At 34.5% G+C, this 20,319-nt stretch carries 16 protein-coding genes and 1 tRNA gene; 10 read left to right on the top strand and 7 right to left on the bottom strand.

Annotation, left to right across the window (positions count from 1 at the left end):
* Positions 1-146: 146 nt before the first annotated feature.
* The 3 genes from DCS95_RS00480 to DCS95_RS00470 are packed head-to-tail and all read left to right on the top strand — an operon-like array spanning position 147 to position 2,157.
* Positions 147-827: an ABC transporter ATP-binding protein gene (locus DCS95_RS00480; RefSeq protein ID WP_116768901.1), complete on the top strand. Its 681-nt coding sequence runs from the start codon at positions 147-149 to the stop codon at positions 825-827.
* A gap of 11 nt (positions 828-838) precedes the next feature.
* Entirely contained in the window at positions 839-1,396 is a 558-nt protein-coding gene (locus DCS95_RS00475) for a CPBP family intramembrane glutamic endopeptidase (protein WP_116768900.1), read from the top strand.
* Positions 1,393-2,157: a TIGR02757 family protein gene (locus DCS95_RS00470; RefSeq protein WP_116768899.1), complete on the top strand. Its 765-nt coding sequence runs from the start codon at positions 1,393-1,395 to the stop codon at positions 2,155-2,157. Before DCS95_RS00475 ends, DCS95_RS00470 begins: the two co-directional genes overlap by 4 nt.
* On the opposite strand, the gene DCS95_RS00465 is transcribed toward DCS95_RS00470, so the two are convergent.
* From DCS95_RS00465 to DCS95_RS00455, 3 genes are all read right to left on the bottom strand, one after another.
* On the bottom strand, positions 2,154-3,992 hold the full coding sequence (locus DCS95_RS00465; protein WP_116768898.1) for a cytochrome-c peroxidase: 1,839 nt from the start codon (positions 3,990-3,992) through the stop codon (positions 2,154-2,156). The genes DCS95_RS00470 and DCS95_RS00465 overlap by 4 nt on opposite strands.
* Before the next feature lie 78 nt (positions 3,993-4,070).
* Positions 4,071-5,702, bottom strand: coding sequence for an alkaline phosphatase PhoX (locus DCS95_RS00460; RefSeq protein ID WP_116768897.1), 1,632 nt, complete (start codon positions 5,700-5,702; stop codon positions 4,071-4,073).
* A 190-nt stretch (positions 5,703-5,892) separates the two neighbouring features.
* Positions 5,893-7,029 (bottom strand): Gfo/Idh/MocA family protein, encoded by a 1,137-nt coding sequence (locus DCS95_RS00455; RefSeq protein WP_116768896.1) that lies wholly within the window; start codon positions 7,027-7,029, stop codon positions 5,893-5,895.
* A 221-nt stretch (positions 7,030-7,250) separates the two neighbouring features.
* Here DCS95_RS00455 and DCS95_RS00450 point away from each other — a divergent pair, with 221 nt between their 5' ends.
* Positions 7,251-8,735 (top strand): S10 family peptidase, encoded by a 1,485-nt coding sequence (locus tag DCS95_RS00450; RefSeq protein WP_116768895.1) that lies wholly within the window; start codon positions 7,251-7,253, stop codon positions 8,733-8,735.
* Positions 8,736-8,743: 8 nt separating this feature from the next.
* On the opposite strand, the gene DCS95_RS00445 is transcribed toward DCS95_RS00450, so the two are convergent.
* Positions 8,744-9,199 (bottom strand): YfiM family lipoprotein, encoded by a 456-nt coding sequence (locus DCS95_RS00445; protein ID WP_208630721.1) that lies wholly within the window; start codon positions 9,197-9,199, stop codon positions 8,744-8,746.
* Between the two features lie 114 nt (positions 9,200-9,313).
* Between DCS95_RS00445 and DCS95_RS00440 the strand changes: the two genes are divergently transcribed.
* The 3 genes from DCS95_RS00440 (at position 9,314) to DCS95_RS00430 (ending at position 12,127) form a co-directional block, all read left to right on the top strand.
* Complete coding sequence (locus DCS95_RS00440) at positions 9,314-9,772, top strand: hypothetical protein (RefSeq protein WP_116768894.1); 459 nt, start codon at positions 9,314-9,316, stop codon at positions 9,770-9,772.
* 12 nt (positions 9,773-9,784) lie between these two features.
* A complete protein-coding gene (locus DCS95_RS00435) occupies positions 9,785-10,474 on the top strand; it encodes an SGNH/GDSL hydrolase family protein (RefSeq protein ID WP_116768893.1) in 690 nt (229 codons plus the stop codon).
* A gap of 102 nt (positions 10,475-10,576) precedes the next feature.
* Complete coding sequence (locus tag DCS95_RS00430; protein WP_116770095.1) at positions 10,577-12,127, top strand: M28 family metallopeptidase; 1,551 nt, start codon at positions 10,577-10,579, stop codon at positions 12,125-12,127.
* Between the two features lie 131 nt (positions 12,128-12,258).
* On the opposite strand, the gene DCS95_RS00425 is transcribed toward DCS95_RS00430, so the two are convergent.
* Positions 12,259-12,334: transfer RNA gene (locus tag DCS95_RS00425), tRNA-His, on the bottom strand.
* A 156-nt stretch (positions 12,335-12,490) separates the two neighbouring features.
* Here DCS95_RS00425 and DCS95_RS00420 point away from each other — a divergent pair.
* On the top strand, positions 12,491-14,539 hold the full coding sequence (locus DCS95_RS00420) for a tetratricopeptide repeat-containing sensor histidine kinase (RefSeq protein ID WP_116768892.1): 2,049 nt from the start codon (positions 12,491-12,493) through the stop codon (positions 14,537-14,539).
* Positions 14,540-14,747: 208 nt separating this feature from the next.
* Positions 14,748-16,847 (top strand): tetratricopeptide repeat-containing sensor histidine kinase, encoded by a 2,100-nt coding sequence (locus tag DCS95_RS00415; protein WP_116768891.1) that lies wholly within the window; start codon positions 14,748-14,750, stop codon positions 16,845-16,847.
* Here DCS95_RS00415 and bshB1 read toward each other — a convergent pair.
* Positions 16,844-17,560 (bottom strand): bacillithiol biosynthesis deacetylase BshB1, encoded by a 717-nt coding sequence (bshB1, locus tag DCS95_RS00410; protein ID WP_116768890.1) that lies wholly within the window; start codon positions 17,558-17,560, stop codon positions 16,844-16,846. The two genes, DCS95_RS00415 and bshB1, sit on opposite strands and share 4 nt — an antisense overlap.
* A gap of 33 nt (positions 17,561-17,593) precedes the next feature.
* The gene (locus tag DCS95_RS00405) at positions 17,594-18,745 is read right to left on the bottom strand and encodes a trans-sulfuration enzyme family protein (protein WP_116768889.1); all 1,152 of its coding nucleotides are present in this window, start codon (positions 18,743-18,745) and stop codon (positions 17,594-17,596) included.
* A 297-nt stretch (positions 18,746-19,042) separates the two neighbouring features.
* Here DCS95_RS00405 and DCS95_RS00400 point away from each other — a divergent pair, with 297 nt between their 5' ends.
* Positions 19,043-20,311 carry a M14 family metallopeptidase gene (locus DCS95_RS00400; RefSeq protein WP_116768888.1) on the top strand — a complete coding sequence of 423 codons (1,269 nt, stop codon included), beginning with the start codon at positions 19,043-19,045 and terminating at the stop codon, positions 20,309-20,311.
* The last annotated feature ends 8 nt before the right edge of the window (positions 20,312-20,319 follow it).

Raw genomic sequence — 20,319 nt, 5'->3', positions numbered from 1 at the left:
ATAAATAGTTCACATTGCTGTATTGTCATAAATAATCGATCAGAATCAAATTAAGGAGAAGTAATCCTCAATTTCTATTTTTAGCAAGCTCCTTTTTCATTAATTTTGAATTTCAACATACTAGAACATTAAACACAGCCTTACTTATGATCAAAGCTTCTAACATTCATAAATATTACGGAGACTTAGAGGTATTAAAAGGAGTTGACCTCCACATAAAGAAAGGTGAAATAGTTTCTATTGTTGGTGCGTCTGGTGCCGGTAAAACGACCTTATTGCAAATACTGGGAACTTTAGATGTACAATCGAACAGGAAAGATAGCACGTTATTGATCAATAACATAGAAACCACAAATCTTAACGATAAGGATTTGGCAAAATTCAGAAATGAACATATCGGCTTCATTTTTCAGTTTCATCAGTTATTACCTGAGTTTACGGCAATTGAAAATGTATGTCTACCTGCCTTTATAAAAAAAACACCCAAAGCCAAGGCAGAAGTTAGAGCCAAAGAACTTTTAAACTTCTTAGGACTATCTCATCGGTATGACCATAAACCCTCAGAACTATCAGGTGGTGAACAGCAACGAGTAGCTGTAGCCCGTGCTTTGATCAACAATCCTTCTATAATTTTTGCAGATGAACCTAGTGGGAATCTAGACTCAGAAAGCGCAGATAATCTTCACAAACTGTTTTTTGAATTAAGGGAGAAGTTTGGACAAACCTTTGTTATTGTTACCCACAACGCTGAATTAGCCGAAATGGCGGATCGTAAATTAACTATGGTAGACGGCAAAATAGTGGACAAAGAAATTATTATAGCATAACCAAAACCCGGATGCTTCAAGAACTACTTTTATTTATAAAACAACCGGTCTATGAGCAGGATAACGATAGTTCTATATCTCAAAAATTTCGGATACTTTTCAAACTTTTAATTATAGCATTATGCGCCAGTATTCTGTTATTAATGTTAGCAGGAGTTCTTGAAAGTGTATTGCAGCTTGAGATGGGCAAACATGCTATGGATGACTTATTCGACAATTACTCTGTCGTACTAATTTTCTTCTTAGCGGTAATCGTAGCACCATTTTTTGAAGAATTGCTGTTTAGGGGTCCTCTTATCTTTTTTAAAGATTCTAATTATTTTAAACCAATTTTCTACCTGTTCACCATTGCTTTTGGTTTTATGCATATCAGTAATTTTGAAATGTCTACACAGGTGTTGTTGTTCTCTCCGTTATTGGTAGCACCTCAAATAAGCGTAGGCTTTTTATTAGGGTACATAAGGGTGAAATTTGGGTTAATATGGTCAATGGCTTTACATGCCATTTATAACATGGTTCTGGTTGTTCCCGTACTAGTTATGCAACTGTTAGATATTTCTATTGAATGACGAAAAGTGAATTAAAAGTATTTTTAGATGAAAAGGTTGTAGAATATAACAATCCTGAATTTTTAAAAACAGACCCCATTCAAATACCACATCTTTTCACACAAAAAGAAGATATTGAAATCAGTGCTTTTCTAACGGCAACCATAGCTTGGGGAAATAGAAAGAGCATCATCAATAATTCTCATAAGTTGATGGAAAAGATGGGGCAGAGTCCGTATGACTTTGTTCTCAACCATACCGATGATGATTTAGAAAATTTATCGGGATTTGTTCATAGAACATTCAATGAAATAGATTTAAGGTATTTTATACGGAGTCTAAAAAACATTTACAGTAAGCACAACGGACTAGAAGGTATTTTCACAACTCATCAAGACAAAAATTCTCTACAGCCCACCATTTCCATATTCAAGAAAATATTTTTTGAATTACCGTTTGAGCAACGTACAACAAAACATGTTTCAGATCCATTAAAAGGTTCTGCAGCCAAAAGAATAAATATGTTTCTACGCTGGATGGTTAGAGATGCCGCTACCAATGTAGATTTTGGTATATGGAAAGATATTTCTGCCTCAAAATTATCTTGTCCATTAGACGTTCATTCGGGCAATGTAGCTAGAAAATTAGGATTGCTAAAGCGGAAACAAAATGATGCAAAGGCACTAGCTGAACTAGATAAAAACCTTAGAAAACTGGACCCATTGGATCCAGTTAAATATGATTTTGCACTCTTTGGTTTAGGTGTGTTCGAGAAATTCTAGTTTACGGCTTCTTTTTCAAATCTTTTATCGGTCAGTGTTTTCATAAAAGCAATAATTGCCTTTGATTCTGTAGTGGTTAGATGTAAAGAATCTGGAGGTAATGTTTGGTAAGGTACATCTAAGCCCATACCTTGACCACCACCAACATTATAGAATTCAACAACTTCTTCTAATGTTTTGTACACCCCGTTGTGCATATATGGTCCTGTTAAATCAACATTACGTACCGTTGATGTTTTAAAGAAATGCTTCTTCTCCTCTACTTCGTAAGGGTAATACTGCCCCCAATCATCATCTAAAACAGGATTCTCAAAACTTGCGTTATTAGGTACTCCAAGATTTTCAAATTCGCTCTCCATATATTTTGGTGGAACGGTACCGTTAAAAGCCGGTGGAAAATGACAAGTGGCACACGCAGCTTTACCCATAAAAAGATTAAAACCGGTAATCTCTTCGGTAGTCATGGTTTCTTCAAGATTGTTCATGTTTCTATCGAATTTAGAATCGAACGGAGCTAAACTTCTTATATATGTTGCAATAGCATTACGTACGTTCATATCGGTAATTTTACCATCATAAAGTGAATCAAATTGAACTTTATAGGCTGATTTTTCTTGAATTTTTTCTTCTAATTGTTCCAAATCGATGTGAAACTCATTTTTATTATTGGTAACTCCAACAATTTGATCTTCAAGTCCATCTGCCCTACCATCATAAAATAAAGAACGTTGGTAAACTGCATAAGTTAATGTAGGAGAATTACGTTGTAAATCTTGTCCGTTAATTCCCTTGGCTATTTTATGACCGTCAGTAAATGCTTTTTCCGCAATATGGCAAGTCGCACAACTTATGGTACCAGAGCCGGATAAATCTTTATCATTGAACAGCTGTCTACCTAGCTCAATTCTTTCTTCTGTAATATCTGGTGCTCTTTGGGTAGAGAACATTTTCATATTAAAGAAATTTTTATCGAATAAACTAGTTACTTTAGGATCTAACGCACGAGATTCACTTAATTTAATATTCCAATCTTGCGCGGTTTTAGCCACTAAGTCCAATTGATAATTAGTGTGAAATTTTATGAAAGAATAGCGGTCAAATTCATCAAAATTTCCATTTTTAAGTACATTAATGGTAGCAGTAATTTCATCTTCCCATTGATTGTACAATTTTTTATCAGCAAAAGCATCTTTGTAGATAGCTAATACATTTTGTAAGGTTTCGTAATTATAAATGGCTTCGTTTAGTGAGTTAGCTAACTTGGGCGAGTCAAACCCAGTTATACCTTTTGTAGCGATATTTACAATAGCATCGCGAATCATTTTTAGGTGATGTCTATCTCTTTGAGTGATGAGTATATGATTTTTTCGAACAAATGGAATTCTAATCTTTAAATACTCCAATACCCTATTTAATTCTTCATTTGAAAACCCTTCTTCATCATATAACAACTCTTCTAAAACTTGAAAACTCTTCGGTTTAAGGATTTTAATATCTTGATGGTCATCAATTTCTACTTTTAGCAAATTGGGCGCATTCATTGAAATATAATTCTCGTAATCATATGCAATTAGCATTGGTTCTACTCTTTTATACCATTTTCTGCTTTTTAAAAATAGTTCCTGATTTTTTGAAAGTGAATTCAGCGTATCTATTTGTTGCATATAATGGGCAGTGCTATCAAGGGCTGTAAAATATTGTTCACGAATAGCATCGTTGAACATTGATTGATCATCTGTGTTTATAGCCAACAACGATTTGGTTTCTTGATTTTTACAAGAAAGAAAAAAACTAACCAAGCCAACAAAAATCCATTTATAATGCAATACTCTCATGTTATTTTTTAAAAATTATTTTGAATAGAAAAAGGTTCCCTTAACTGGGAACCTTTAAATTTGGTATAATTATATCACTTATCTAGGCAAACCGGTCAATGTAAATAAAACGGAACCTTCTAAAGATGCACTACCTTCACTAATAGCGGTTGGATCTACAAATTTAAGTCCGTCAGCTCTTACTGCAGTTTCAGGAGTTGTACCATAATTCCAACCATGAACTTGAGCACCACCAATGAATGTTGGCTCAGAAGCACCGATAATATCAGTTACATCAATCAAACCTGTAATTTCCCACATGCTATCGGTATTACCAATACCAACACCTGCCGCATACGTTTGGTCACATTCCATAACTTCAACAAAATCACCAGTGTTCAAATCCAATTGCCATAGTTTAGCAAAACCTGTAATATCTGAATTCAAATCGGCATAACCATTTGGATCTTCTTGAACGTAAGCATAGTTTTCAGTTACTAAAATATTATCGGGTGAATGCATACCATCACCTTTACCGTTTTCTAAATCACCGTCAACAACAACAGTTAATTTAGCAGGAGCCGTTGGGTCTTCAGAATCAAGAACAAGCTTGTAAACACGTCCAAAACCTGTACCTCTTAAGTTTAAATCTGGATTATCTCCACGAATTCTTCCTGTTGCATTAAAATAAACTTCTCTTTGAGCTTCGGCTGTACCTCTTCTCCAATCTATATCTTCAATTCTTTGAAAACCAATAGCTCCTAAGTCAATAGCTTCTTGATTCAATTCGTCTATGGTTCTTTCGGTAACTTCTACCCATTCTACGTCATACTCAATATCTTGAGCCATACCCATTTCAAATAACTGACCACCTTCACCAGGAGCAGATTCTACAGGGTTAGTACCTCTCAATACATATAGTTTACCACCATAAAGATCACCTCTTTGACCTACATACATTCCAAAATGAGCTTGAGGATATGTATTGTCACTATGATCATCTCCCATAAAAATTACAGTTTGCGATGCATAAGCATCCTTACCGATAACAACGGCATTCTCAGTAGACCACTCTCCAAGCGCAGGAAGTCTTTCTACCTCTACCCTATCTTCTTTAGCTCTAAAAGGATTTACTTTAAATACCCCTTTAGCGTTACCGCCCCATTCTCCACCAGAAAGGTAAAGCGGACCAAAGCCATGCTCTTCAACAGTAATTGAAGAACCAGAACACATAGCCGTAAAAGCAGTAGCAGTAGAATTTACAATGTAATCGCCTTGTAAAGGTTGTAGTTCTGAATTCAACATAATTCGAGCGATTGAGTAATCTGCTTCTAAATTGTTGATCAAAGCATAGTTACCATTTTCAGCAGGGTAAAGTGCAGCACCATCCATATAAGAACCATATACAAATGTAGAATCAGATTCTAAAATATCTGCAGAAGACATAATCATGTTCAATTCAGCAGAACCGCTAAACGCACCTTTTAATTCAAATAGCTCATTAGGTGTTACTGAGCTTATTAATGGAATAGATTCTTCTAAAGTGAAATCTTGTCCGTCCGCACCATCGGCACCATCGGCTCCGTCAGCGCCATCGGCACCGTCAGCACCATCAACGCCGTCAATACCATCTGCACCATCCACACCATCTTCTCCGTCACAGCTCATTACAGCTAATCCTAAACAAGAAAGGAAAAGGGCTTTAAATAGTAAATTTTTCGATTTTTTCATTATCAATATAGTTTTTAGGTTATGAATTCCAAAACTATACAGACAACCTTTTGCTAACGTATTCTAAAAATTAGCAATGATTAAACTAAACTTTATGTTAATGTTAACATGTAAATTTAACTTGAAATCGAGGTGATCAAAACTTGAAATAAAGTTTAATTGGCAACTTAAATATTTAAAAACAAACATGTTAAGACACAATACCCATATTACCCAAAGATAATAATTGCTCTTTACCACCTTCGTCTATAGATTTATAAATAGCCTCAACAATAATCATATCTCTTTTCCCCATTTCACCCGGAGCTACGTTTTTGGTCCCCATAAGAATATGTTTTGCAAAATCGTCCATCTGTAGTGCTTGCTGCTTTTTATGAGGAAATTTTAAGATATCACCATTAGATGTGGTGCCGCTAATTGGTCCGTAGCTATGTGCAGGATCAAGTTCGAACCAGCCTTTACTGCAATGACATTTTAAACGATTACCGTTGGCATTGTGCGATGTCATCATATGTGCAACTGCTCCGTTAGCAAATTTAAATTGAGCCATAATGGTTTCGTCGGTATCTTTAAAATACTCTGGTCTTGTACTAAACTCTTGTGCAGAAACAGCGATAGGATTTTGCCCAGTACCATATATACTTGTCTGAATTGAATACACACCCATATTCATCAACGCACCACCACCAGAAAGCGACTTATCTAATCGCCATTGATCTGGATTACCTTTAGATATATACCCTGCATCTGAGGAAACGAACTTTACATCGCCAAAAGTTTTTTCCCTTACATATTTTTTAACCTCATTCGTATATGGGTCACTTTGCATTCTATACCCCACTGCCAATTTAACGTTGTTTTCGTTACAAGCATTTATAATGGCATCACATTCCGCAACACTAATGGCCATCGGTTTTTCGCAGATAACATGCTTACCGGCTTTTGCGGCACGAATGCAAAAATCTGCATGCATACTATTAGGTAATACTACATATATGATATCTATACTATCATTATCTGCGATAGTGTCGAAATTATCATAATTATAAACGTTCTTCTTTGGTATGATATATTTCTCTTGCCATATAGCCTCTTTGCTTTTAGTACCTGTTACAATTCCTGCCAAAAAACAATGCGCTGTTTCTTGTAAGGAAGGAGCTAATTGATACGTACTATAACTTCCTAAACCCACCAAAGCTATACCCAATTTTTTATCTTTTTTGTTTGTAGAAAGGGCATTCGCCAACGGCATGTTAGCAATTAACGCCGAACCTAATAAACCTTTACCGGCCAAATCATTAAATGAACGTCTTGTAAGCTGCTTCATGAGTGTTATTTATATGATGTAGAAAATTAAAAAAATATAATGTAACCCCATAATGTATCATACAGTATTAACATTATAATTTCAATCAAAAAAAATTGAACATTTCTATTTTAAAACTATCCTAATTAACGATTTGATATTAAAAAACGAATCGATCAAAACAGTAATTAAGATCGCACAATTATTCTTATTTTCGTTTAACAACAGAACCTTATCAAACCATGAAAAAACTTCTACAACTTACAATTTGTATGGCTACCACCGTTGCCATTGGTCAGTCTAGGGAATTACCCATAGATACCGTAATTACCACACAGCACAATGCCACTATAAATGGCGCAAGCTTCTCCTATACCGCCCAAACCGGAACACAACCCGTCTGGGATGAGAATGCAAAACCCATAGCTTCGTTACATTACACGTATTATACCCGTAATAATATTAAGGACCGCACCGCTAGACCTTTATTGATTTCTTTTAATGGCGGACCCGGATCTGGTTCCGTTTGGATGCATTTGGCATATACAGGCCCAAAAGTTTTAAAGATTGATGATGAAGGCTACCCCATTCAACCATATGGAGTAAGTGAAAACCCCTATTCTGTATTGGACATTGCCGATATAGTTTATGTGAACCCTGTAAACACCGGTTATAGCAGAACCATACCAGCTAGTGGAAAAGAGGTAGACAGGGATAAATTCTTTGGCATCAATGCAGATATTAAGTACTTGGCAGAATGGTTGAACACCTTCGTAACCAGAAAAAACAGATGGCGATCACCCAAATATATTATTGGAGAAAGTTATGGGGGAACACGTGTTATGGGTCTTTCATTAGCTCTTCAAAACCAACAATGGATGTACCTAAACGGCGTAATAATGGTTTCACCGGCTGACTATAAAGTGATACGAAATTCAGGTCCGGTTGCCGAAGCAATGAATTTACCTTATTACACGGCCGCTGCATGGCATCATAAAGCTTTACCACCTGTATTACAAAGCAAAGATCTTTTGGAAATTTTACCGGAATCAGAAGCGTACACCATTGATAACTTGGTACCTGCCTTAGCAAAAGGAGGATTTTTGGATGCTGCCGAAAAAGATGCCGTTGCAGATAAAATGGCCTATTATTCAGGATTGAATAAAAAGGATATTCTTGACCATAATCTATCTGTACCTACATCTTTCTTTTGGAAAAGCTTATTAAAGGACAAAAGTGGCCATACCGTAGGACGTTTAGATTCTAGATATTTAGGTATAGACAAGCAATTGGCCGGTACAAGACCCGACTATAATTCTGAATTAACATCATGGCTACATAGTTTTACCCCAGCAATCAATTATTATTTACAAGAAGAACTAAATTTTAAGACCGATGTTAAATATAACATGTTCGGGCCAGTTCACCCTTGGAACAATGACGATGATAATACCAGAGATGATCTAAGACAAGCCATGGCTCAAAACCCATATTTAAATGTATTGGTACAATCTGGGTATTATGATGGCGCTACCACCTATTTCAATGCAAAATATACCATGTGGCAAGTAGATCCAAGTGGCCGTATGAAAGATAGATTCAGTTTTAAAGGATACCGTTCAGGACATATGATGTACTTAAGAAGAGAAGATTTAAAAACCGCAAACGGCGATATACGCGATTTTATAAAACGTACTATTGCAACAGGAAAAAGTGCAAAATATTAGATAGTTTTTTACTTTTCTAAAACAGTAGTAGATATTCCCAATACAAGCAATGAGTTAATTTCCATTGTTTCTATTGGGATTATTTTTGGATATCGAAATTCTGTCGTCTTAGTTGCATCCCTAAACAACTGCTCTCTTTTACGTTGTTTCTTTTTTTTGAAAATATCAATGGTAGCGCCTATGGTAACACCACCTAAAACGGTTGCCAGCAAATCTTCATTGCTCCATCCTCCATATTGGTTTTGATCAATAGCCTCTTTTGCTACACCAATAAGCAAACTACCGCCTACAGCACCTACAAAGGTCCATGTTCTATCACCATCCGAAATTTCATTTGCTACCCCTGCACCAACTAGACCGTATAGATTACCTCCTAAATAATGTAGAACCTTATCCTGCTCTATTTGACCGTAAGAATTATGGGCTAAAATTATAAGAAGAGAAGTGACCAGGATCTTTTTCATACTGCGCAAAGATAAAAAAACCAACAGACGCTCTGGTGATAAAAAACACAACTATTAACCAACCATATTCTTCATGGGTCAATTTTATATTATCTTAGGATTTTAAAATATCATATGGAATTAAAAAGTTTTATAAAAAGTCTTACCGTTATGCACCTATTTTTATTAATCGGTCTAAGTATTTTTACCGTTTGGGTGTATTTTCAAATCAATTCTTTCAATACCAGTACCACAGGACAAGGTATATTTTTATACACGGTACCAATTTTTGCTATGTTGGGGTATTTTGGAAGTCAATGGGTTTTCAAAAAAATGTCCTCTAAAATTAAATTAGAAAATCGTCTAGAAGTGAAATTAAAAAAATATCAATCAGCGTTACATATCAAATATGCCCTTATCGAGGTTCCGGCATTCATAGGCTTATTTGCTTATTACAATACAGCAAATGCCTTACCATTGGTCATTTCAGTATGTTTATTGGCTTATTTAGCTGCTCAAAGACCAAATAAAGAGCATATAATTAATAGTGTACCATTAACACCCGAAGAGAAATCACGCATTCAACAAGCATAAACAACAAGTATAATGAAGAAAGTAAGTACAATAATCTTAATATGTATGCTATCTATTTTAGGATTAAATTCAACAAACGCTCAAGATTGGGCTGATCTAAACCATTTTAAAGAGGCAAATGACAGTCTCAATTTACCTGCGAAAAATGAAAATCGTGTCGTATTCATGGGGAATTCCATAACAATAGGGTGGTTAAACAAGCGACCTGAATTTTTTGAAGGTAAACCATATATTAATCGTGGTATTAGCGGACAAACAACACCTCAAATGTTGGTACGGTTTAGACAAGATGTTATAGACCTAAAACCTAAAGTGGTAACCATACTTGCAGGCACCAATGATATAGCAGGTAATACAGGACCTTCAACCTTAAAAATGATCATGGATAATATTAAGGGAATGGCAGAGATGGCACATGCTAATGAAATTAAAGTAATTTTATCCTCTACCCTGCCTGCGTATGATTACCCGTGGAAACCCGGTTTGGAGCCTTCCGGTAAAATTATAGAGCTTAATAAAATGATCAAGGAATATGCCATTGCTCACGGACATGTTTACTTAGACTATTTCTCTAAAATGGTTGACAAACGTAATGGTCTTCCAAAGAAATATGCAAAAGATGAAGTACACCCTACCGTTGAAGGCTATAAGGTTATGGAACCATTGGTAGAAGCTGCAATTGCTGAAGCCTTGAAGAATTAATTTGATTAATAAAACTTCAATGTAGTCATTTTAAAATCTACAAGGCTTCAAATGAAACCACTTAAGAATTGATTATTTTTGATGAAATTTGATAACTATATAATGAAAAAAGCACTATTCCTATTGGTCGCTACGGCCATTTCATGCAATTCCTCCCAAAAAACCGTTAAGGAGAGTACACCCGAAACTTCAGAAATTGCATCTGAAATTACTTATGCTGAAACAATTACCGAATCTGAATTAAAAGACCATCTCTATATCTATGCATCAGATGAATTTGAAGGTAGGGAAACAGGACAACCCGGTCAGAAAAAAGCAATAGCTTATTTAAAGGCCGAATATGAAAAATTAGGGATACCTGCAGCAAAAGAGGATGGCAATTATTTTCAAGAAGTACCTTTAGAGGTCAGTAAACTGCCTATCGGAAAATTAAGTATCAACGGAACAGACTTTCCTATTGGAGAACATGTACTTACTTTTTCATCTGCAGACACCTCTGTTGATGAAATTATTTATATAGGTTACGGTATTGAAGATAATGACTATTCTAGTTACAACAATACAGATGTGACCGATAAAATAGTATTGTTGAAATCTGGTGAGCCTATAAAAGCAGACGGAACCTACGTAATTTCTGGCACAACGGAAAAGTCTATTTGGAGCAACATGTCTGAGTCATTGACAAAGCGAATTGAAATTGCCGTGGACAAAGGAGCTAAAGGAGTTTTGTATTATGACGACGCCAATTATAGTCGTTTTAAGCGCAGGTTTGAATATATGAAGCAGAACAATAGCGGCAGAATGGAGGTAGTAGATAAAAATGCACCTGAATTCTATAATCTTTTCATAGACCAAACGCTTGCCGTAAACATTTTACCAACTATTGAAGCTGATAATGATTCGAAGGTTCTTAATAAAGAATTAAAACTAAATTTTGAAAGTGCTAACGATAAAGTTTCCTCAGAAAATGTTGTAGCAATGATCAAGGGTTCGGAAAAACCGAATGAATATTTGGTAATATCTTCGCACCTAGACCATATTGGTATAACTGGTGATGGTGAAATCAATAATGGAGCCGATGATGATGGATCTGGTAGTGTTGCCTTACTTGAAATCGCCGAAGCATTTAAAAAAGCTGCCGATGCCGGTAATGGTCCAAAAAGGTCTATTGTATTTTTACATGTTACAGGAGAAGAAAAAGGATTATTAGGATCTCAGTATTATACAGATGTAGACCCAATAGTACCCTTAGAGAATACCGTAGCCAATTTAAACATTGACATGATCGGTAGAATTGACCCTAAAAGAGAGGGTGACCGTAATTATATTTACTTAATAGGTTCGGACAAGCTTAGTATTGAATTGCATAATTTATCTGAAGAAGTAAATAAAAAGTACATGAATATCGAATTGGACTATACTTACAATGATGAAAACGACCCTAATCGTTTTTACTATAGAAGTGACCACTATAACTTTGCAAAAAACAATATTCCAATTATATTTTATTTTAATGGAACACATGATGATTATCATAAACCAAGTGATACTCCCGATAAAATAAATTATGATTTATTGGAGAACAGAAGTAGATTAATTTTTTACACAGCTTGGGAAATAGCCAATAGAGATCAAAAATTGAAGGTAGATTAACCTTTTAAAAATTTAAATGTAAAAGCCTAATAGTAATTATTAGGCTTTTTTTTATTGATAAAACACTGATTATTAGAAGTGTTAAAACAAAAAAGTCCTGGACGTATATCCAAGACTTTTTATCTGCTTTAGGGTGGAAGACCGGGTTCGAACCGGCGACCCTCGGTACCACAAACCGATGCTCTAACCAGCTGAGCTACAACCACCATTTGTAAGCGAGTGCGAAGATAATTTTTTTATGCAATTCTGACAAATAATAATTGAATTTTGAAGAAATATTTAATTTTAAGAAACGTTTAATTTATTTCTTTTTAACTTTAAGTTTAGAATATAACAACCTACTTGACATATACCGCCTACCTAATGCATTCTATATCAAATTATAAACGCAATTATTTACTCTTCGCATTAGTTACTTTCAATTGTTTTTTCTCGTTTTCTCAAATAGATAGTGTTAAGTTTTTTCAAGAAAAAATTTCAAAATTAGTAGAACAACCCAATTTTTCTGAAAATAATTTTGAATATATAGACAATTTAAATCAATTATCTTACTACCAAAGATTAATCGCACAAGATTCAATGCTTGTAAACTCAGAACGAGCACTTGAATTAAGTATTAAAAACAACTATACTCATGGGGAACTTGAAGCTTTGGCGAATTTTGCATCCTTATACCTATATACCGGCGAAACCGACAAATCAATTGACTTTTGTTTAAGGACAATTGAAAATACTGATTTAAAGAATTTTCCAAAAACGGAAATGAAGGTTTATAATGTTCTTGGTCAAGCTTATTTTTTTAAAAACGATTATCCGTCAACATACACCCAGTTTTTACATGCCCTTTCCATTGCTGAAAAAACCAATGATCAATTTCATTTATTTCGAATGAACATGAATTTGGGCACTATTTTTAGTCGCCTAGAAGATTCTGATGAGGCTTTAAAATATTATGCGGCAGCTTTTAAATTGGTAAAGAAATTAAATGACCCTACCAAAGAGGCAATGATGTTAAGTAACATGGCCTATCTAAACATAAAATTAGACAATCTTGAAGATGCAAAAGCTAATCTAAATGCAGCATTTAAGTTATATGAAACTAATAATAACACCACTTGGTTAGCTTGGACCTATTCTACTCTAGGATTATATCATTTAAAATTAAACGATTATAAGAATGCAGTGCTAAATTACCAGAAGTCACTAGACATGCATAATAATTTTAATGATGTAAAAACCAATGCCGACATGAAATTTGGTTTGGCAAGAGCTTATCTAGGTTTAAATGATTTAGCTAAATCAGAGGAAAGCATTCTTAAAAGTCTTGAACTCTATAAATCTTCTAATTATGAAGCAGGTTTAGAACAAGCTTACAGGACTTTATATGAAATTAAAAAAGCACAGAATAAAACTGCGGAGTCTTTAAAATATCTTGAATTGACCGAAAAGCTTTCCAACGATAATTTCAAGAAAAAAAACAGGCGAAATTTAACGATGCTCAATGCAAAGTTAAATTTTGAAAAAGAAGCTGAAAATCTTAAAGCACAGAACGAATTGGCGCTTAGCCAACAGCGTAAGTACATTAAATGGGCATTAGCAGCTTTATTAACCTTAACCATAATAGTATTTATAATTCTGTATGCCAATAGAAGAGAAAAAGTGCTAAATAAAAAATTAGCCAATCAAGCGAAAATATTAAGCGAAAACCAAAAAGCACTAACATTAATAAATAATAATCAAGATCGGTTATTCTCTATAGTAGGTCATGATTTAAGAAGCCCAATTATTTCATTAAATGAAATATTGGGGCTATATCTAGAAGATTCAGAAGGAAAAGAATATTTTGAAAAATTTGCTCCTCAGTTAAAAGAAGATATAGAACAAGTTCAATTTACGATGGACAACCTTTTACATTGGGGAAAAACCCAGATGCAAGGAAGTACTGTTAATATTAAGAGTATTTCGGTAAAAGATGAGTTAGATGTAATTCTACAATTATACCGAAACGAGATCAACAAAAAGCATATTACAGTAAACAATCAGGTTGCAGGCAATCATAAAGTCTTTGCCGATTTGCAACAGTTCAATATTATTTTTAGGAATTTAATTAATAACGCTATTAAGTTTACCCCAAACAATGGGATAATTACCATATCCACTAAAATAAAAAATAAAAACTTGGTCATTGAAGTTACAGATACCGGTGTTGGAATGACCGAAGCAGATGTACAAAAGCTTTTCAGCTCTTCTGAAAACTTTTCTAATTATGGAACCAATTTAGAAAAAGGAACCGGTTTAGGACTTAGACTTGTAAAAGCAATGGTCATTAATAACAGTGGTGAGATATCTGTAAAAAGTCAACCTAACAAGGGGAGTCAGTTCATTGTGGAACTCCCCATTGACATCAAATAATAAATTTTTTATTCCCTTCCATTTTTTAGTGATTACAAACAATGAATTCATTCTTTTGAAATAGGATGATAATTTACGCCTACACTTCAAAATCATCGACGAACTACACATTTACAACGTTAAAACACACAATAAATCGCATTTCACAACATTTTTTCTATATCCGTAAGCTTCTAACTTAATTTTAAACCAAGTTATAGGGATAACTATGAATTTTAGAAAATCTAAGACCATATTCAATTACAACCTGTTAAAGGGTTGGCTTTGTGTATTCCTAATTTCCTGTATTACTGTACACTATTCTCAAGCTCAAAGCACGAAAAAAGATTCTCTACTTCAAAATATAGCTGCATTTAAAAAATCTAAAGTCTTTAACCCTAAAGACACCCTCTATATTCACAATTTAGTCAATCTTGGAGCTGAATACCGTTTTCACAATTTAGATAGTCTGATTATTATAAGTAAACAAGGTCTTGAACTAAGTAGAAAAGCTAGCTATTTAAACGGTGAAATAAGTTCGTTACATAATATAGGAATATACTATTCCAATAAAGGTAAAATAGACCAAGCCATATCTTACTTTGAAAAAGCTTATGAGCTTTCTAAAAATAGTAATAGCCCTGTTTTAATGATTAGAACCTTAAATGACCTAGCAAAAGAATATGGTTATAAAGGTGATTATTCTAAAGCTTTAAAATTTTATCTGGCAACCATTGAAATTGCCGAAAAAAATAATGATAAAAATTCCATCTCCATTGTAAATGACAATATTGCCCACTTATATCTTGAACAGAAAGATTATGAACAAGCAATGGTATTTTTACAAAAATCTAAAGCTATTCACGAAGAGGTCGGCAATCCGGTTTTTATGGCAGAAACCTTAAGTAACATTGCTTCTACATATGCCGATATGAATGAGCTGGAATATGCTATGTATAATATAAACATTAGTATTTCAATTTTTGAAAAAGAAAAGATTTTAGAATGGCTTGCTTACTGTTATGAAGTTAAAGGCAAAATTTACTTAAAAAAGAATAAGAATACTTGGGCACTTTATTGGTACAAACAAAGTGAGTTATTACATAAAGAAATAGATGATGATCGAGGGAAAATAGACCTGCTAAACGGTATGGCCGAGGCATATATGAACCAAAATAAAGATAGTATAGCTGAAGTATATGCATTAAACGCCTATAATCTTTCTAAAAAGTTAGGACTAAGAAGTGGAATAAAAACCAGCGCGTACAAACTTTCTAAATTACATAAGAAAAAGAAAGATTTTGAAAAGTCATTATGGTATCATGAAATCTATCAGGTAACATATGAATCATTGACCCAAACAGGAAATGAAAAAGCATTGAACATGCTTAAAACAAAAATGGAATACGATCAACAAAAACAACAGTTGATCATAGACAATGAAAAAGCCTTGGCAAAACAAAAAGTATTCATATACGTAGCCCTAATTGTTCTAATAATTTTTGCCATAATCATGTTTATTATTCATAGAAATGAGCAACAGCAGAAAAAACTAAATTTAGAACTAAGAAATAAAAAAACCGATTTAGAGGAAAAACAAGCATATCTAAACGAACTAAATCAAACCAAAAACAAGTTGTTTTCCATTATTGGACACGATTTAAGAGGACCGATCGGTGCATTTCAAGGCCTTCTAAAACTATTTAAAGAGGGTGAAATGACCAAGGATGAGTTCTTAAACTTTGTTCCTAAACTCAAGGTAGATATTGATACGATCTCTTTTACCTTGAACAACTTATTATCTTGGGGACAAACACAAATGAACGGTTCAATAACCAAACATTCCACCACACAGTTAGATAGCATTGTAGAGGAAAATGTAGCCTTATTATCTGAAATAGCAGAGTCTAAATCTATCGCCATAATCAATAGAATTGAACCTAATTGTCAAATTTGGTCAGACCCAAATCAAATTGACATTATTATTAGAAATTTACTGAGCAACGCACTAAAATTTACCCCTAACAACGGTCAGATTGTTATAGGTGCCATTCAAAAGGCCAAAACATGCGAGATTTATGTAAAAGATAACGGTATGGGTATGAGCGATGATATTATCAGTAAATTATTTGAAAAAGACTCTAACCATACCACATACGGAACAAATGATGAAAAAGGAACCGGCCTCGGGCTTTCGCTTTGTAAAGAAATGGTCGAAAAAAATAACGGTAAAATATGGGTACACAGTGCAATGGGCAAAGGTTCTACATTTTACTTCACCATTCCAAGGGTACAACAACCGCAAAAACAATATAAAGTGTCCGCTTAAACTAAATTATCAAGCGAATCTACGGCCACTAATCTTTCTACTGTAAAGCCCTCAGCGTAATCTACACCTACCAATCTACCTAAATCCTTAGCTCTATAGTGAACACTTTGAATGAAAGTTTTACTACTTATAGGTGTTTCTGGCTCGTTACTATTTGGATCATGAAATTGAGAAGCATATGCTAAAATAGCATCGGTTTTTTTATCTATAAACGTACTGATATCCACAACAAAATCTGGAGTAATATTTTTCCACTGTATATAATGATATACTTGTTTAGGTCTCCACTCTTGTTGCTTCTCCCCTACTACTGTAGTTTCAATTCGTCTTAAACCACTTAAAAAGCAAGCATCACTAACCAATTTACTACCCTTTCCATGATCAATATGTCGATCGTCGATTGCATTGCATAAAACTGTGTTGGGTCGGTATTTACGTATCATTTTAATGATTTCTATTTGATGCGCTTCGTCATTAACAAAAAAACCATCTCTAAATCTTAAATTTTCACGTACCGCAACACCTAAAATTTTTGCAGCAGCTGCAGATTCCTTATCACGTATTTCAGCAGAACCTCTAGTTCCTAATTCGCCACGTGTTAAATCAATAATACCTACTTTTTTTCCTAATGCAATCTCTTTGGCAATGGTGCCCCCCGCCCCAAGTTCGGCATCATCTGGATGCGCGCCAAAAACTAAAATATCCAACTTCATACGCTATTCTTACTTTGTACTTCTAATTACTATTTATCTAATGGAATTCAATGCCTGTTGAATATCGTTCTTTAAGTCTTCTATTTCTTCGATTCCTAACGAAAAACGAATTAATCCGTCAGAAATACCTTGTTCTGCCCTTACCTCTGCACTCATTAAAGCGTGAGATGTTTGGGTAGGCGACAAAACCGTACTTTCTACGCCTGCCAAACTCATAGAAGGTTTTATCAATTGCAATGCCTTTTGAAACTTTGAAGCATCTAAGTCTGCATTCAATTCAAAAGATAACATACCTCCAAAACCTTTCATTTGCTTTTTAGCTATATCATGATCCTTATGGCTAGGCAGACCCGGGTAGTAAACTTGATCAACATCATCCAACTCATTGAGGTAATGAGCCATAGCCAAGGAATTTTCATTTTGTGCCTTTACGCGAATACCCATAGTTTTTATACTTCTCTCCAATAACCAAACGGTATAATCACTTAGGCTACCTCCAAAGTTTTTAGCCAAATGAAAAATTCGCTCCATATTCTCAGTAGTAGAAGCTACGGCGCCCGCACAAATATCTGAATGACCGCCCATGTACTTGGTAGCACTATGAATAACAACATCGATACCAAAATCAATAGGATTTTGATTCACCGGACTTGCAAATGTATTATCGATCATGCTAATTAAACTGTGTTTTTTGGCAAGCGTTGCTATTGCCTCTAAATCTGTAATGGTCAATAACGGATTTGAAGGTGTTTCGATATAAATAACCTTTGTGTTCTCTTTTATTTCAGCTTCAAAATCAGCAGCACTCCAGCCTGTGGTAAATGAATATTCAATACCATATTTAGAAAATTCCTCATTAATTAAATTATAGGTACCTCCATATAATGTTTGTTGTAGTACTACATGATCACCAGCACTTAAAAATGCTAACAAAGAAGTACTTACCGCGGCCATTCCACTACCAAAAATCAGCGCTGATTCCGCATGTTCCAATGCAGCTACTTTTTTGCAAAGTCCCTCTTGGTTAGGCGTATTAAAATATCTAGGGTAACGTTTAACATCTACATCTTCGTAAGCATATGATGTACTCATATATAATGGGGAAACCGCCCCTTTATGCTGTTTATCCTCTAGTTCACCTACATGCGTGCAGATAGTGTTTAAGCCTTTTTTATTCGAATTCATATGCAAAAATTATAAAGAATAAAGGTAAGGAAATAGAATGTAATCCAACCGGAACATATGCATTTGCTTAACTCCTAAAAGAAAAATAACACAACTAATTCTTGTTGTAAAATTCTTTTAAAAGCAGATAACCATTAAAACTTCAAAAGAAAGATGTTTGTTTTAAGAATTATGGAATAGTTGGAATGAAAGTGCTCATTAAGCAGAGCCTTTTAATTTTTGTTGATAGATTTATAACGATTAATGTTAAATAACCATCACCAAGGGTAGGTTGTATTATATGAATACTTATTAATTATGAAAAAATCAATATTTACTGTTGCACTCATCATGCTAATTTTATCCTGTAAAAATCAAAAACCTGTAGCCAAAGGTTATCAAGGTCAAGGTAAAAGTGCCGTTGTTAGTACACTATCAAAACCGGTACAGAGGCAATGGAAAGGCATATGGAGCTTTGATAATGAATCTATATTCTTTAGCAATGATTTTCAGGGAGGAAGACTCAACGGAATTACCTCTGACGGAAATGATCATTACACCGCCTTGATTACAGCCGAGAACACCCCCATAAATGTTAGTCCATGGTATGCGTTTAAAGTGTGGTCAAACACAACAAAGACCATTACTATCAAAATGACTTACCAAGATTCGCGCAGTAGGTATTACCCAAAAATTAGTACTGACGGAGAAAACTTTACCCCAATAGACAGTACAAATTTCATAGGAATCAATGAAGGCACGGGTACATTCGGTATTAAAGCCGTACCGGAAATGGTAGAAATCAAAGTAAAAACCACCAAAACACCTACATATATTACAGCACAAGAGCTTTATGGCTCAACAAGAGTTAAAGCTTGGATAGACTCGTTGGCTTCCAAACCATTTATTACCACTTATGAAATTGGGAGAAGTAGAGAAAACAGATCAATGAATTTAATGGAGATCAGCAATGGTCAACACAAAAAGGCCGTTATGGTCATTTCTAGACAACATCCACCAGAGGTTACCGGGTTTCTTGCCATGAAATCATTTATTGAAACATTGAGCGGCGATACTCCTAAGGCCAAAAACTTTAGGGAAAATTATGACCTATTCGTAGTACCATTAATGAATCCTGATGGTGTAGATAATGGCCATTGGAGACACAATATGGGAGGCATCGACTTAAATAGAGACTGGCAAGAATTTAATCAACCCGAAACGAAAAGTGTTAGGGACTTTTTGGTAAAAAAGGAATCTGAAGGTTATGAATTTGTTTTTGGTGCAGATTTCCATTCTACTTGGGATGATATCTACTACCCAATAGACTCAACGATTACAGGTGAAAAAGGTGAAATTGTTTTTGATTGGATTGAAAATATAACCAGTAGACTACCACAGAAACATACCAATATAAAACCCTCTATGGATATAAAACCAACAATGGTATCTAGAAATTACTTTTATGTAAACCATGGTATGCCAGCTATTGTATTTGAATTGGGCGATAACACTCCTAGAGATTTTCTTAAACAAAAAGGAAAAGTCGCTGCTGAAGAATTGATGGATTTACTAGCTAAAGATTAAACATAAAA

It is taken from the genome of Maribacter litoralis, assembly GCF_003075045.1.
GTDB lineage: Bacteria > Bacteroidota > Bacteroidia > Flavobacteriales > Flavobacteriaceae > Maribacter > Maribacter litoralis.
The sequence above is the reverse complement of the archived record's forward strand: the minus strand, read 5'-3'. Positions and strand labels throughout refer to the sequence as shown.

Bases quoted from the DNA above. Each gene is read 5' to 3' on its own strand.
- DCS95_RS00480 (WP_116768901.1), top strand. From the start codon at position 147: ATGATCAAAGCTTCTAACATTCATAAATATTACGGAGACTTAGAGGTA.
- DCS95_RS00475 (WP_116768900.1), top strand. From the start codon at position 839: ATGCTTCAAGAACTACTTTTATTTATAAAACAACCGGTCTATGAGCAG.
- DCS95_RS00470 (WP_116768899.1), top strand. From the start codon at position 1,393: ATGACGAAAAGTGAATTAAAAGTATTTTTAGATGAAAAGGTTGTAGAA.
- DCS95_RS00465 (WP_116768898.1), bottom strand. From the start codon at position 3,992: ATGAGAGTATTGCATTATAAATGGATTTTTGTTGGCTTGGTTAGTTTT.
- DCS95_RS00460 (WP_116768897.1), bottom strand. From the start codon at position 5,702: ATGAAAAAATCGAAAAATTTACTATTTAAAGCCCTTTTCCTTTCTTGT.
- DCS95_RS00455 (WP_116768896.1), bottom strand. From the start codon at position 7,029: ATGAAGCAGCTTACAAGACGTTCATTTAATGATTTGGCCGGTAAAGGT.
- DCS95_RS00450 (WP_116768895.1), top strand. From the start codon at position 7,251: ATGAAAAAACTTCTACAACTTACAATTTGTATGGCTACCACCGTTGCC.
- DCS95_RS00445 (WP_208630721.1), bottom strand. From the start codon at position 9,199: ATGAAAAAGATCCTGGTCACTTCTCTTCTTATAATTTTAGCCCATAAT.
- DCS95_RS00440 (WP_116768894.1), top strand. From the start codon at position 9,314: ATGGAATTAAAAAGTTTTATAAAAAGTCTTACCGTTATGCACCTATTT.
- DCS95_RS00435 (WP_116768893.1), top strand. From the start codon at position 9,785: ATGAAGAAAGTAAGTACAATAATCTTAATATGTATGCTATCTATTTTA.
- DCS95_RS00430 (WP_116770095.1), top strand. From the start codon at position 10,577: ATGAAAAAAGCACTATTCCTATTGGTCGCTACGGCCATTTCATGCAAT.
- DCS95_RS00420 (WP_116768892.1), top strand. From the start codon at position 12,491: ATGCATTCTATATCAAATTATAAACGCAATTATTTACTCTTCGCATTA.
- DCS95_RS00415 (WP_116768891.1), top strand. From the start codon at position 14,748: ATGAATTTTAGAAAATCTAAGACCATATTCAATTACAACCTGTTAAAG.
- bshB1 (WP_116768890.1), bottom strand. From the start codon at position 17,560: ATGAAGTTGGATATTTTAGTTTTTGGCGCGCATCCAGATGATGCCGAA.
- DCS95_RS00405 (WP_116768889.1), bottom strand. From the start codon at position 18,745: ATGAATTCGAATAAAAAAGGCTTAAACACTATCTGCACGCATGTAGGT.
- DCS95_RS00400 (WP_116768888.1), top strand. From the start codon at position 19,043: ATGAAAAAATCAATATTTACTGTTGCACTCATCATGCTAATTTTATCC.